The sequence below is a fragment of the Thiohalobacter sp. genome, from assembly GCF_027000115.1.
Classification (GTDB): Bacteria; Pseudomonadota; Gammaproteobacteria; order Thiohalobacterales; family Thiohalobacteraceae; genus JALTON01.
In genome coordinates this window covers 14,337-27,971 of record NZ_JALTON010000054.1, presented here as the reverse complement: position 1 = coordinate 27,971, position 13,635 = coordinate 14,337, and the positions used below count along the sequence as shown (strand labels likewise).

The 13,635-nt window shown below is 66.3% G+C and carries 14 protein-coding genes; 4 read left to right on the top strand and 10 right to left on the bottom strand.

Features of this window, described 5'->3' with window-relative positions; genetic code table 11:
- Positions 1 to 5: 5 nt before the first annotated feature.
- The 5 genes from acnA to MVF76_RS10650 form a co-directional block, all read right to left on the bottom strand.
- Entirely contained in the window at positions 6 to 2,675 is a 2,670-nt protein-coding gene (acnA, locus tag MVF76_RS10670) for an aconitate hydratase AcnA (RefSeq protein WP_297528938.1), read from the bottom strand.
- A gap of 131 nt (positions 2,676 to 2,806) precedes the next feature.
- Positions 2,807 to 3,436 carry a high frequency lysogenization protein HflD gene (gene hflD, locus MVF76_RS10665; protein WP_297528936.1) on the bottom strand — a complete coding sequence of 210 codons (630 nt, stop codon included), beginning with the start codon at positions 3,434 to 3,436 and terminating at the stop codon, positions 2,807 to 2,809.
- 19 nt (positions 3,437 to 3,455) lie between these two features.
- Complete coding sequence (gene mnmA / locus MVF76_RS10660; RefSeq protein ID WP_297528934.1) at positions 3,456 to 4,601, bottom strand: tRNA 2-thiouridine(34) synthase MnmA; 1,146 nt, start codon at positions 4,599 to 4,601, stop codon at positions 3,456 to 3,458.
- The gene (locus tag MVF76_RS10655; RefSeq protein WP_297528932.1) at positions 4,598 to 5,185 is read right to left on the bottom strand and encodes a hypothetical protein; all 588 of its coding nucleotides are present in this window, start codon (positions 5,183 to 5,185) and stop codon (positions 4,598 to 4,600) included. The genes mnmA and MVF76_RS10655 overlap by 4 nt, the downstream gene beginning before the upstream one ends.
- Entirely contained in the window at positions 5,182 to 5,652 is a 471-nt protein-coding gene (locus MVF76_RS10650; RefSeq protein WP_297528930.1) for an NUDIX hydrolase, read from the bottom strand. The genes MVF76_RS10655 and MVF76_RS10650 overlap by 4 nt, the downstream gene beginning before the upstream one ends.
- Before the next feature lie 264 nt (positions 5,653 to 5,916).
- Here MVF76_RS10650 and MVF76_RS10645 point away from each other — a divergent pair, with 264 nt between their 5' ends.
- Entirely contained in the window at positions 5,917 to 6,834 is a 918-nt protein-coding gene (locus tag MVF76_RS10645; protein WP_297528928.1) for a hypothetical protein, read from the top strand.
- A 195-nt stretch (positions 6,835 to 7,029) separates the two neighbouring features.
- Positions 7,030 to 8,283, top strand: a complete 1,254-nt coding sequence (gene icd, locus MVF76_RS10640) for an NADP-dependent isocitrate dehydrogenase (RefSeq protein WP_297528926.1) — start codon at positions 7,030 to 7,032, stop codon at positions 8,281 to 8,283.
- A gap of 80 nt (positions 8,284 to 8,363) precedes the next feature.
- On the opposite strand, the gene cspD is transcribed toward icd, so the two are convergent.
- Complete coding sequence (gene cspD / locus MVF76_RS10635) at positions 8,364 to 8,573, bottom strand: cold shock domain-containing protein CspD (protein ID WP_297529104.1); 210 nt, start codon at positions 8,571 to 8,573, stop codon at positions 8,364 to 8,366.
- Between the two features lie 322 nt (positions 8,574 to 8,895).
- Here cspD and clpS point away from each other — a divergent pair, with 322 nt between their 5' ends.
- The gene (gene clpS / locus MVF76_RS10630) at positions 8,896 to 9,219 is read left to right on the top strand and encodes an ATP-dependent Clp protease adapter ClpS (RefSeq protein ID WP_297528924.1); all 324 of its coding nucleotides are present in this window, start codon (positions 8,896 to 8,898) and stop codon (positions 9,217 to 9,219) included.
- Between the two features lie 25 nt (positions 9,220 to 9,244).
- Entirely contained in the window at positions 9,245 to 11,506 is a 2,262-nt protein-coding gene (gene clpA, locus MVF76_RS10625) for an ATP-dependent Clp protease ATP-binding subunit ClpA (protein WP_297528922.1), read from the top strand.
- Between the two features lie 42 nt (positions 11,507 to 11,548).
- Here the strand turns inward: clpA and infA are convergent, their stop codons facing one another.
- From infA to aat, 4 genes are all read right to left on the bottom strand, one after another.
- Entirely contained in the window at positions 11,549 to 11,767 is a 219-nt protein-coding gene (gene infA, locus MVF76_RS10620) for a translation initiation factor IF-1 (protein ID WP_297528920.1), read from the bottom strand.
- Positions 11,768 to 11,837: 70 nt separating this feature from the next.
- Positions 11,838 to 12,068 (bottom strand): hypothetical protein, encoded by a 231-nt coding sequence (locus MVF76_RS10615; protein WP_297528918.1) that lies wholly within the window; start codon positions 12,066 to 12,068, stop codon positions 11,838 to 11,840.
- A gap of 65 nt (positions 12,069 to 12,133) precedes the next feature.
- The gene (locus tag MVF76_RS10610; RefSeq protein WP_297528916.1) at positions 12,134 to 12,838 is read right to left on the bottom strand and encodes an arginyltransferase; all 705 of its coding nucleotides are present in this window, start codon (positions 12,836 to 12,838) and stop codon (positions 12,134 to 12,136) included.
- A 64-nt stretch (positions 12,839 to 12,902) separates the two neighbouring features.
- Entirely contained in the window at positions 12,903 to 13,634 is a 732-nt protein-coding gene (gene aat, locus MVF76_RS10605) for a leucyl/phenylalanyl-tRNA--protein transferase (protein WP_317622962.1), read from the bottom strand.
- Between the last annotated feature and the right edge of the window lies 1 nt (position 13,635).

Genomic DNA, 13,635 nt, shown 5'->3' with positions numbered 1-13,635 from the left:
ACTGTTCAGCTTGCCAGCTGGCGCAGGACGTACTGCAGGATGCCGCCGTGGCGGTAGTACTCGACTTCCTGCGGGGTATCGATGCGCACCCGGGCCTCGAAGCGCCTTTCGCTGCCGTCGTCGGCGACTGCGCGCACGGTGACGCTGTCTGCGGAGCCGTCGCCCAGGCCTTCGACATGATAGACCTCGCGGCCACTGAGCCCCAGCGATTCGGCGTTCTCGCCGTCGCGGAACTGCAGCGGCAGCACACCCATGCACACCAGGTTGGTGCGATGGATGCGCTCGTAGCTTTCCGCGATCACCGCACGCACGCCCAGCAGGCGCGGGCCCTTGGCGGCCCAGTCGCGCGAGGAGCCGGAGCCGTATTCCTTGCCCGCGATCACCACCAGCGGTACGCCCTCGTCGCGGTACTTCATGGCCGCATCATAGATGGACATCTGCTCGCCGTCGGGGAGGTGCAGGGTCACGCCACCCTCGGTGCCAGGTGCCAGCAGGTTGCGCAGGCGGATGTTGGCGAAGGTACCGCGCATCATCACCTCGTGGTTGCCGCGCCGTGAGCCCAGCGAATTGAAGTCCTCGGGCTTGACGCCGTGCTCCAGCAGGTATTTCCCGGCCGGGCTGTCGGGCTTGATGGCGCCGGCGGGGGAGATGTGGTCGGTGGTGACGGAGTCGCCCAGCAGCGCGAGCACACGCGCGCCGCGGATGTCGCTGACTTCGCCCGGCTCGCGGCCCATGCCCTCGAAGTAGGGCGGCTTGCGGATGTAGGTCGATGCGGGATCCCACCGGAAGCGCTGGCCTTCGGGCGAGGCCAGTTCCAGCCAGCGTTTCTCGCCCTTGTAGACCTCGCGGTAGGCCTCGGTGAATTCCTCGCGGTTGACGCTGGCCTCGATGGTCTCGTTGATCTCCTTCTGGCTGGGCCAGATGTCGCGGAGATAGACATCGCGGCCCTCGGCGTCCTGGCCCAGTGGTTCATTGAACAGGTCGATGTCCATGCGTCCGGCAATGGCGTAGGCGACCACCAGCGGCGGCGACGCCAGGTAGTTCATGCGCACCTCGGCGTGCACCCGGCCCTCGAAGTTGCGGTTGCCGGAGAGCACCGAGCAGGCCGACAGGTTGCCCTCGGAGATGGCCTTCGATACCGGCTCGGGCAGGGGGCCGGAGTTGCCGATGCAGGTGGCGCAGCCATACCCGACCACATGGAAGCCCAGCGCCTCCAGGTCGTCCATCAGCCCTGCCTGTTCCAGGTATTCGGTGACCACGCGCGATCCCGGCGCCAGCGAGGTCTTCACCCAGGGCTGCACCTTCAGGCCGCGCTCGTGGGCCTTGCGCGCCACCAGTCCCGCGCCCAGCATCACCCCCGGATTGGAGGTGTTGGTGCAGGAGGTGATGGAGGCGATGACCACGGCGCCGTCGTCGAGCGTGACCTGTTCGCCGCCGATCTCGGTGGTTGCCGGCCGGCTCTGGATGTTGCGTTCCTGCTTCAGCGCCGCCAGCGCCTCGCGGAAGCGGGACTTGCTCTCGCGCAGCGGCACCCGGTCCTGCGGCCGCTTGGGGCCGGCGATGCTCGGCTCCACGGTGCCCATGTCCAGCTCCACCACGCTCGAGTACTCGGCATCGGGCTGGCCGGGGAGGCGGAACAGGCCCTGCTCGCGGGCATAGGCTTCCACCAGCGCAATCTGGGCCTCGTCGCGGCCGGACAGGCGCAGGTAGTTCAGGGTCTCGTCGTCGATGGGGAAGATGCCGCAGGTCGCGCCATACTCGGGGGCCATGTTGGCCAGGGTGGCGCGGTCGGCCAGAGAGAGGTGCTCTAGGCCGTCACCGAAGAACTCGACGAACTTGCCCACCACGCCGTGCTGCCGGAGCATTTCCACCACCGTCAGCACCAGGTCGGTGGCGGTCGCACCCTCGGGCAGCGCGCCGGTGAGCTTGAAGCCGACCACCTGCGGGATCAGCATCGACACCGGCTGGCCAAGCATGGCCGCCTCGGCCTCGATGCCGCCCACGCCCCAGCCCAGCACGCCCAGACCGTTGATCATGGTGGTGTGGGAATCGGTGCCGACCAGGGTGTCGGGATAGGCCTCGGTGACGCCGTCACGTGTCTGCGCGAACACGGCCCGGGCCAGGTATTCGAGATTGACCTGGTGCACGATGCCGGTGTCGGGCGGTACCACCTTGAAATTGGAGAAGGCCTTCTGCCCCCACTTGAGAAAGGCATAGCGCTCGCGATTGCGCTGGTATTCCAGTGTCGCGTTGAGATCCATGGCGTCCTTGCGGCCGAAGGCGTCGATCTGCACCGAGTGGTCGATGACCAGCTCTGCCGGCTGCAGCGGATTGATCTTCTCCGGGTCGCCGCCGAGATCCTGCATGGCGTCGCGCATGGCGGCCAGGTCGACCACGGCGGGCACGCCGGTGAAGTCCTGCATCAGCACCCGGGCGGGTCGGAAGGCGATCTCGCGGCTGGGCTCGGCCTTGGGGTCCCACTGGGCCAGTGCCCGCACGTCGTCGGCGGTGACGGTGCGACCGTCCTCGAAGCGGAGCAGGTTTTCCAGCAGCACCTTGAGCGAGTAGGGCAGGCGGGATACCCGGTACTCGGATTCCAGTGCGGACAGGCGGAAGATCTCGTAGCTGCGGTCGGCGACCTGAAGGTCACCGCGGGCGGCAAAGCTGTTGGACATGCGTGCTCCTGATGTTCTCGGAAGACCCGGGGCCCCGGGTGGGTTGGAAATGCCAGCGCGCGATTATGTCGGATTTGGCGCCGGGTTTCACGATCTGTCCCGGTGATCGGCAGAAAATCAGTGGCCTGCGCTCAGGCGACCGTGGCCAGCAGCGAGTCGGCGGCCTCCTGGAAGGCGCGACGGCGCAGCAGCAGCTGCCAGCGCCGGCCGCCGGACTGGTGCCAGAGGATGGCGGAGCGGATCCCGGCCAGCAGCAGGGCGCGGATCAGGTTCTGGTGCTCGGGCCGGGCGAGGACGGCCGGGTCCCCCTGGACCATGACGCGGGGGCTCAGGGTGCTGACCGTTTTCTGGTACAGCGTCGCCAGTGCCGCGAGCACCGTCTCATGGGTCACGTCGCCGAAATAGGCGAGCTGGCCGCGGGCGGCCTCGATGCCATCGCGCAGTGTTTCCACGAGTTCCGGGCGGTGCCGCAGCTTGCCGGCGAGGTGGATCAGGGTGATCACGTGCCGGGTGACGGCCAGGCCCTCGCGGCCGGTGTTGCCAGAAAGGCGTGCCACCACCGCGCTCAGGCCCGGCTGCAGGCCGGAGACGCCACCGTAGACCTCTGCAGTGCTTTCGGCGTCGATGACGAACAGGCTGTCGAGCAGGGGACGGATCCGCTCCGGTGGCACGGTACCGGACTGCGCCACTTCATGCACGGCCTCCACTGCCTGGAAGATTCCGGCGAGGGCAAGGCAGCGGTCGGCGACGGTACGGCTCATGGGGATTTCCCGGAACGGCTCAGGGCGCCGAGCCTACCGCATCGGATACGGCCACGGAAAGTCCGGCCTCGGCGACCGGGCCGTCCGCCGCGCCGAGGATGGTGCCGCCGCCGAGGCAGCGTTCGCCCTCGTAGAGCACGATGGCCTGGCCCGGGGTGATGGCGCGCTGCGGCTGTTCGAAACGGGCGCGCCAGCGGCCGTCGTCCAGCGGCTCGATGCGGCAGGCCTGGTCGGACTGGCGATAGCGAATGCGGGCCTGGCAGGGGAAGGGGGCATCCGGCGGCCCGTCATCGATCCAGTGCAGGTTTTCGAACAGCAGTTCACGGGCATGGAGCCAGGGGTGGTCGCCGCCCTGTACCACGATCAGTCGGTTGTGTTCCAGGTCCTTGGCGGCGACGTACCAGGGCTCGCCTCCGGCGTCGCGCAGGCCACCGATGCCCAGACCCTGACGCTGGCCGATGGTGTGGTACATGAGACCGCGGTGCTCGCCCAGCACGCGGCCTTCCGGTGTGCAGATCTCGCCCGGCTGCGCGGGCAGGTAGCGGGAGAGGAATTCGGCAAAGCGGCGTTCCCCGATGAAACAGATGCCGGTGCTGTCCTTCTTGCGGGCATTGGGAAAGCCGGCCCGTTCGGCGATGCGACGGACCTCGGTCTTTTCCAGTTCACCCAGCGGGAAGCGGCTGCGGGCGAGCTGGGCGCGGTTCAGCAGATGCAGGAAATAGCTCTGGTCCTTCGCGGGGTCGAGTCCCTTGAGCAGCGCCGGGGCGGCGGGCGTGCCGCCGATGCGGGCGTAGTGGCCGGTGGCGATGGCCTGGGCACCTTGCGCGAGCGCGTGATCGAGGAAGGCGCGGAACTTGATCTCGCGGTTGCAGAGCACATCGGGATTCGGGGTGCGTCCTGCGCGGTACTCGCGCAGGAAGTGTTCGAACACGCGATCCCAGTACTCGGCGGAGAAGTTGATCCGGTGCAGGCGGATGCCGAGCCGGTCCGCGACCGCCTCGGCATCGGCCAGGTCCTCGGCCGCCGGGCAATGGCCGGCGGCGTCGTCCTCGTCCCAGTTCTTCATGAACAGGGCCTCGACCTGGTGACCCTGTTCCAGCAGCCGCAGGGCGGCCACCGCCGAATCGACGCCCCCCGACAGCCCCACCATGATACGTTCGCTCATGGTCGCCCTGGTTTCCATCCGCGCCGCCACTGCTCCAGGGGCACGATATGCGGCGGCTCGCCGTTGGCCTCGAACCAGCTGTCCACCGCGAAGCGCCGGCCCTGGCTGTCCTCGATGACCGCCGTGGTGTGGGGCCAGGCCAGCAGGTTGATGCGGGTCGCCGGGTCGCGCACCCGGTGATGGACGAGCAGGCCGGTGCCTTCCAGCAGCCGCAGGTAGGTGGTCGTATTGGTGGCCTCGTCGATGCAGTCCATCTGCCCCGCGCGGCCGAGGCCGGCGAAGGTCCCGGGCCGGTCGGCGTCGGTGCCAGTGCGTTCGCCCATCCACTGTTCCATGCGCGCGATCACGCGCGCGATGGCGCGTCGTTCCGCAGCGGCGTCCCCTGGCCGGCCGAACAGCTCGCGCACGGTTTGCCACTGGCCGTCGTCCAGGGACTGGGTGCTGAGGGTGCGACAGCCCTGGTCCTGGCAGACACTGAATGCCTCCGGTGTCGGCCGGGTGATGATGTCGTCGCGCACGAACGGCGCCGCGGCCAGGGGCAGGCTGGCACAGGCGAGCAGGGCGGTCACGGTGGCGGTCCTCATGCGGTGGCTGTGTCCAGCAGGGTCTTGAGCAGTGCCAGCGGGTACGCCTGACCGGTGGCGTGATCGCGGATGGCGGTGAGTACCAGCGGGCTGCGGCATTCGTCGGCGCGAGCCTCGATTTCCGCAATGCCGAGCCACTCGGTGTCATCGATGTCCGGATCCAGTGCCAGGCCGGGCAACGGCTCGCCGACCTGGCCGGCGAAGGTCACGCGGAGGAAGGTGTCATGACCGGGAGCGGCGCGCCACAGATAGATGCCGACCAGAGCCGTGGGCGTGAAGGGACGCGCGGTTTCTTCGTGCACCTCGCGCACCACGGCCTCCAGCAGCGACTCGCCGGGTTCCAGGTGACCGGCCGGCTGGTTGAGGCGCGGCTGCCCCCGCACGGTTTCGCGCACCAGCAGGTGACGGCCGTCGCGCTCGATGACGGCGGCGACGGTAACCCGGGGTTTCCAGACCTGTTCAGACACCGTTTTCGACCAGGGTTTTCAATATAAGGAAACGCTGATGATACCGAAAAATCATTAGGTTGCAGAGATAAATGCCGGTGCGTGACGATTTTTTGTCTTTTTGCCTTGACTTTGCAGCGGCCGCCGGTAATAACTATGCCACATGGCATCGTGACTGCGGCCCCGTCGACGGACACCGCGGACACGGGGCAAGAGAACGGTTCCGGGGGCTTGGCTCCACGGGCCACCAAACAAGAAACACTTCAGCATGTTGGAGGAGACATCATGATCGCATTGTTCCGCAAGCTTGTGGTTGCCTGCGCCCTGTTTGCCACGGCAACCGGTGCCGCCCTGGCCGAGCAGGCCCTCAAGCCCTTCGTTCTGGCGTTCACCACCTCCGGTGACATGAGTGCCGTCGCCGAGGACGTCAAGCAGAAGATTACCGCAGCCGGCTTCGAGATCGCCGGTTCCTACGAGCCCTATGACGGCGCCCTGGTCATCGCTATCACCAGCGATGAGCTCAAGCGTGCCGCCGCCAGCTCCGAGAACGGCGGTTACGCCGCAGCGCAGCGCGTCACCCTGACCAAGGTGGGCGACGAGATCCAGGTGTCCTACACCAATCCGCTGTACTACGGCAACGCCTACCGGCTGGAGGACCAGGCCGACCTGCAGGCTGCGCTGAGCAAGCTCGAGGGCGCGCTCGGCAAGCAGAAGGAATTCGGCACCGGCGAGAAGGAGCTGACCGCCAAGGATCTCCGCAAGTATCACTACATGTTCGGCATGGAGTACTTCGACGATCCCAGCGAGCTGGCTGAATACGACAGCTACGAGGAGGCCATCGCTGCCGTCGAGCAGGGCCTGGCGCAGGGCAAGGGCGGCGCCCACAAGGTCTATCGCATCGACATTCCGGGCAAGAAGGAAACCGTGTTCGGTGTCGCGCTGACCGAGGGTTGCTCCGGCGACGAATACATCATGAGCCGTGTCGACCGTGACCAGCTGCGTTCCACCGGTCATCTGCCCTATGAGATCCTGGTGGACGAGGATGGCAACGTGTATGCCCTGTATGCCCGTTTCCGCATCGCCATCAGCTGGCCGCATCTGCCGATGATCCAGAGCGACACCGGTGCCACCTTCTTCAACATCATGTGTGCACCGAACGCCATCGAGGAAGCCCTGATCGAGGCTGCCGGCGGCGAGATCTGATTCCGCTCTTCACGAGCAGGCATCAGTGATGGAAAAGGGCCCTTCGGGGCCCTTTTTCCTGTCTGGCTGCCGGGATCCGATTTCGGCGCCAGCCCTCCCCGAGGCCGAGCGAAAATCCGCCCTAATGCAATATGCGGGCTAGCGCCCCGATGCTACAATCGGCCGCTGTTTTTCACTGGCAGGGCGCGGCGGCACATGGACTATCGGCACATACGGGTACCCGAACAGGGCGAAAGGATCACCGTCAACGCGGACCATTCGCTGACTGTTCCCGACCGGCCCATCGTCCCCTTCATCGAGGGCGACGGCATCGGGGTCGACATCACCCCCGTCATGCGCAGGGTGGTGGATGCCGCAGTCGAACGGGCCTACGGCGACGGCCGCCGCATCGCCTGGATGGAGATCTTCGCCGGCGAGAAGGCCAACCGGTTGTATGGCGCCGATACCTGGCTACCCGGAGAAACGGTGCAGGCCGTGCGCGACTTCCGTGTGGCCATCAAGGGACCACTGATGACTCCCGTCGGTGGTGGTATCCGCTCGCTCAATGTCGCCCTGCGCCAGCAGCTCGACCTCTATGTCTGTCTGCGGCCGGTGCGCTATTACCCTGGCACCCCCAGCCCCCTGCGGGAGCCGCAGAAGACCGACATGGTGATCTTCCGCGAGAACTCGGAGGACATCTATGCCGGCATCGAGTGGCCGGCCGGCAGCGACGAGGCACGCAAACTGATCCGCTTCCTGCGCGAGGAACTGGGGGTCGAAGGCATCCGCTTTCCGGAGAGTTCGGCCATCGGCATCAAGCCGGTGTCACGCGAGGGGACGGAACGGCTGGTGCGCAAGGCCCTGCGGTACGCGATCGACGAGGACCGCCGCTCTGTGACCCTGGTGCACAAGGGCAACATCATGAAATTCACGGAGGGCGGCTTCAAGGCCTGGGGCTACGCGCTGGCGGAGCGCGAGTTCGGAGCGAAACCGGGTGACAACGGCCGTCACGTCTTCACCAATCCGCGTACCGGGCGAACGATCGAGGTGCTGGACGTGATCGCGGACGCCTTCCTGCAGAAGATCCTGTTGCAGCCCGAGGATTGCGATGTGATTGCCACGCTGAACCTGAACGGCGACTACATTTCGGACGCAGCCGCCGCGCAGGTCGGTGGCATCGGCATCTCGCCGGGGGCCAACCTGTCAGACGAGGTGGCCGTATTCGAGGCCACCCATGGTACGGCGCCCGACATTGCCGGTCAGGACAGAGCCAATCCGAGTTCGCTGATCCTGTCCGCGGAGATGATGCTGCGGCACCTGGGCTGGCAGGCGGCTGCCGATTGCGTGGTGCGGGGCGTGGCGGGCGCGATCGCCGCCGGGACGGTCACCGGTGACCTGGCAAGGGCGCTGGCCGGAGCCACTGAACTGGGCAGCAGCGCGTTCGGCGACGCGGTGATCGCAAACATGTGACCCGGCACGCGACCCCGGGTGTCCGGGGTCGAAGGGGGCGAACACCGCCGTGACGGGGTTCTCGTCCCGGCGGCGAGCGTTCAGCTGTCGGTGGTGCGAATCCTGGTCGCGTGGAGGCCCTTGGGACCCTCGCTGATCTCGAACTCGACCTTCTGGCCTTCCTTCAGGGTCCGATAGCCTTCGGCCTCGATCGCGGAAAAGTGCGCGAAGATGTCCTCACCGCCCCCGTCCGGCTCAATGAACCCGTACCCCTTGGCGTTGCTGAACCATTTCACCGTACCGCTTGCCATCGATGTCATCCCTCTTTCCTCGCTTGCGGTTGAATTGACCGCTTCTTCTTCGTCGTGCCGTTCCGCATGACCGGGTTCCCCCTGTCATGCGACTCCTCCTGAGCGCATGGGTGCGCTTCTCGCATCCAACTTTCCGCCAACTTACTAATATAGTCAAGTAAGCGGCGCAGCGGGGCATGCTGTCGGAACGAATCCTGCAGGGAACCGCGGGGGAGCGACCGCGTCAAAGGACCGTGGGCGAGCCCGAAGCGATTGCACGGGAATCCCGACGCCGTGCCCGGAAATGGACCGGGAGGCGCGGCTTTCGGTTAGAATCGGATTCATGAGCGAACGCAAGACCAATGGCGGTTCCGATTCCGGGCTCGCGGTCCAGGAGGACAAGCCGAAGCTCAAGGAACCCCCGCTTTTCAAGGTTGTTTTGTTGAACGACGACTACACCCCGATGGAATTCGTGGTGGAGGTCCTGGAGCTGTTCTTCGGCATGAATCGCGAGCAGGCGACGCGGATCATGTTGCACGTCCATACGCGGGGCAAGGGGGTCTGCGGCGTCTATACCCACGAGATCGCCGAGACCAAGGTGGCGCAAGTTAATGATTATTCAAGGCAACATCAGCATCCCTTGCTCTGCACCATGGAGCAGGCTTAGGGTAGGGCACAGAGGTGATTAAGCCATGTTGAGCAAAGAGCTTGAATTCACGCTGAATCTGGCCTTCAAGGAAGCCCGCGACAAGCGTCACGAATTCATGACGGTCGAGCATCTGCTGCTGGCGCTGCTCGACAATCCCGCGGCTGCCGAGGTGCTGCGGGCCTGCGGCGCCGATCTCGAGGCGCTCAAGCGGGACTTGCAGACCTTCCTCGACGAAACCACGCCCATGCTGCCCCCCGACGACAGCCGCGAGACCCAGCCCACACTGGGTTTCCAGCGCGTGCTGCAACGGGCGGTGTTCCATGTCCAGTCCTCGGGCAAGAAGGAAGTGACCGGCGCCAACGTGCTGGTGGCCATCTACAGCGAGCAGGAATCACAGGCCGTCTACTTCCTGAACAAGCACAGTGTGACCCGGCTCGACGTGGTGAACTACATTTCCCATGGTATCTCCAAGGTCGGTGGCGAACAGCAGGAAGAGATTTCCACCGACAGCGAGGAGAGGGGGGGCGGCGACGCGCAGGAGAAGAACAATCCGCTGGACAGCTTCGCGACCAACCTCAACGAGATGGCCCGCCAGGGCAAGATCGATCCGCTGATCGGCCGCCGCGAGGAGATCGAGCGCACCGTGCAGATCCTGTGCCGGCGGCGCAAGAACAACCCGCTGTTCGTCGGTGAGGCCGGTGTCGGCAAGACGGCGCTGGCCGAGGGCCTGGCGCGCATGATCGTCGACGGCGAGGTGCCCGAGGTGCTGGCGGATGCCACCATCTACTCGCTGGATCTGGGCGCACTGGTGGCCGGCACCAAGTACCGTGGCGACTTCGAGAAGCGTCTCAAGGCGGTACTGGGCCAACTCAGGAAGGAGCCCGGCGCCATCCTCTTCATCGACGAGATCCATACCATCATCGGCGCAGGCGCGGCCTCGGGCGGGGTGATGGATGCCTCCAATCTCATCAAGCCGATGCTGGCCTCCGGCGAACTCAAGTGCATCGGCTCCACCACCTACCAGGAGTATCGCGGCATCTTCGAGAAGGACCGCGCGCTGGCGCGGCGGTTCCAGAAGATCGACGTGCGCGAGCCGACCGTCGAGGAGACGGTGCAGATCCTCAAGGGCCTGAAGTCGGTGTTCGAGGAACACCACAATGTCCGTTACTCGGCCAAGGCCCTGCGCGTCGCCGCCGAGCTGTCGGACCGCTATATCAACGACCGGCACCTGCCCGACAAGGCCATCGACGTCATCGACGAGGCCGGCGCCAGCCTGCGCCTGCAGCCGGCCTCCAAGCGCAAGAAGACCATCGGCACCGGCGACATCGAGCGCATCGTATCCAGGATCGCGCGCATTCCGCCCAAGAGCGTGTCCAGCAGCGACAAGGACAAGCTGCGCAACCTGGCGCGAGATCTCAAGCTGGTCATCTTCGGTCAGGATGCCGCCATCGACGCCCTGGCCGCAGCCATCAAGATGTCGCGCTCAGGCCTGGGCCAGGAACAGAAGCCGGTGGGCTCCTTCCTGTTCGCCGGTCCCACCGGCGTGGGCAAGACCGAGGTCACCCGTCAGCTCGCCCTGCACATGGGCGTCGAGCTGATCCGCTTCGACATGTCCGAATACATGGAGCGGCATACGGTGTCGCGGCTGATCGGCGCGCCGCCGGGCTATGTCGGCTTCGACCAGGGCGGTCTGCTGACCGAGGCAGTCATCAAGCACCCGCATGCCGTGGTGCTGCTCGACGAGATCGAGAAGGCCCATCCTGAGGTCTTCAACCTGCTGCTGCAGGTGATGGACCACGGCACGCTCACCGACAACAACGGCCGCAAGGCCGACTTCCGCAATGTCATCCTGGTGATGACCACCAACGCCGGGGCCCAGGAGATGGACCGGCCGTCGATCGGCTTCATGCAGCAGGACCATGCCCCCGACGGCATGGAGGCCATCCGACGCCTGTTCACGCCGGAGTTCCGCAACCGCCTGGATGCCGTCATCCAGTTCGGCCAGCTCGACGCCACTGTCATCGCCCAGGTGGTGAACAAGTTCGTCTTCGAGCTGGAGGCGCAACTGCACGAGCGCGGCGTGACCCTCGAGGTCGACGACGAGGCGCGGCTGTGGCTGGCCGAGAGGGGCTATGATCCGAAGATGGGTGCACGGCCGATGGCGCGGGTGGTGCAGGAGCACATCAAGAAGCCGCTGGCCGACGAGCTGCTGTTCGGCCGCCTGACCCACGGCGGGCATGTGCGCGTGCGCCTCGAGGGCGACGACCTGGCGATCGAGATTCCGGAAGCGGCCGAGAAGGCCTGAGGCGGGCCGGCTACGGGCGCTGTGCCCGCGGCCGCAGGGGCATCAGCGCGAACGGTAGACGATGCGACCCTTGCTCAGATCGTAGGGGGTGAGCTGCACGGTGACCTTGTCACCCTTGAGGATGCGGATGTAGTGCTTGCGCATCTTGCCGGAAATGTGGGCCGTGACCACGTGCCCGTTCTCCAGTTCGACACGAAACATGGTGTTGGGCAGGGTCTCGATGACCTTGCCTTCCATTTCTATGAGATCTTCCTTCGCCATTGACCTGTCTGCGAGCGCTTGAGGGAGCGCGCATTATACCGGCTCGGGTCGGCGAGCGGAATCCGCTTTTTCAGCCCGCCTCGCGTTCGATCAGCGGTGACCAGGCCACGTGCGGATGGATCACTGCGCTGTCCACCACCAGGTCCATGCGCAGCCAGCCGACGATCTCGGCGGCAGCGTCGGGGCCGGCGAAGTGGGTGCGCAGGGCGCGCAGGTGCCGGGGATGCAGGTAGAGCAGATTGGGGCGCACGGCGTGACTGCGCTCGAAGTCCTCGGCGAGGCGGAAGATGGCGCTCAGCATGGGGGTCTCCTCGGGTCCGTCCGACCCTGTGACCCAAAGGGGAACCACGTTTCGTGCCAACCGGTTCAGGGCAGCGGCCGCCAGTGGCCCTCGATGAAACCCTCGGCCGGACGGAATCGCCCCTTGTAGGCCATTTTGCTCGATGATTCAATCCAGTAGCCGAGGTACAGCCAGCGCAGGCCGGCTTCGCACGCTAATCGGATCTGGCTCAGCACAGCGAAGTTGCCCAATCCCCGCCGGGACTCGTCGGGATCGAAGAAGCTGTAGACCGCCGAAAGGCCGTCGCGGACCTCGTCGGTGACCGCCACCGCCAGCAGTTTTCCGTCACGGCGCATTTCCAGGAAACGGGTGCGGCTCCAGTCGCCGATGAGAAACTGGCGGAAGCCCTCCGGCGTGGGGTTGTCCATGCCGCCGTGCGGATGGCGGGCGGCGAGGTAGCGGCGGTAAAGCGCGAAGTGGGCTGCCGAATACCCGGGTTCGGCCCAGTGCAGGGACAGGTCGGCGTTGGCGTTCAGGCAGCGCCGGTCGCGGCGTGCGGGACGGAATCGCTGCACGTCCACGCGCATCGAGATACAGCGGGCACAGTCGGAACAGCCCGGCCGGTAGACGTGGCTGCCGCTGCGGCGAAAGCCGAGCTCGATCAGGCGGTCATAGACACGGGCATCGACCGCCGCCGGGTCCGCCCATTCGTTGACCGCCTCGCGGCCGGGCAGGTAGCTGCATGGCCGTGCCGGGCTGCGGAACAGGGTGATGGTGCGGGGTGCGTTCATGGATCGCTCCGAGGCCGGCAGGCTGTTGATATTGTAGCAATCCCATGGTGCGCGCCCATCCGCGCTATGCCGGGTCCGCAGAGCGGCCGAGCATCGGTGTCCAGGGCGCGGGAACCGGCGGCTGGGCGAGCAGCGGCTGCATGCGCCTGATGAACTCGGCGCGGGGCAGCGTAACGGCACCGAAACGGGCCAGGTGGCCGGTTTCCACCTGGCAGTCGATCAGGCCGAAGTCCCAGGCCTCGAGTTGCCGGACCAGATGCACGAAGGCGATCTTGGAGGCATCGGTGGCGCGGGCAAACATGGACTCGCCGAAGAACATGCGGCCGATGGCGACGCCATAGAGTCCGCCGACCAGGTCCTCGCCCGCCCAGGCCTCGGCGGAGTGGGCGTAGCCCAGTTCGTGCAGTCGCAGGTAGGCGGCGCGCATCTCGGGCGTGATCCAGGTACCTTCGCCGTCGCGGCGCGGGGCGGCACAGCCGTCGATGACGCCGGCGAAGTCCCGATCGAAGGTTATCCGGTAGGGTGCGCGGCGCAGGGTCTTGCGCAGGCTGCGCGAGAGCTGGAGTCGGGACGGTTCCAGCACCATGCGCGGGTCCGGACTCCACCACAGAATGGGCTGGCCCTCGCTGTACCAGGGAAAGATGCCCTGCCGATAGGCATTGATCAGCCGCCGGGGCGACAGGTCGCCGCCCACCGCCAGCAGCCCGTCCGGATCGCGCAGGGCCAGGGCGACCGGCGGGAAGGGCGCATCCGGATCCCGCGGGTCGAGCCAGAAGGGGGCCTGTCCGCTGAGCATG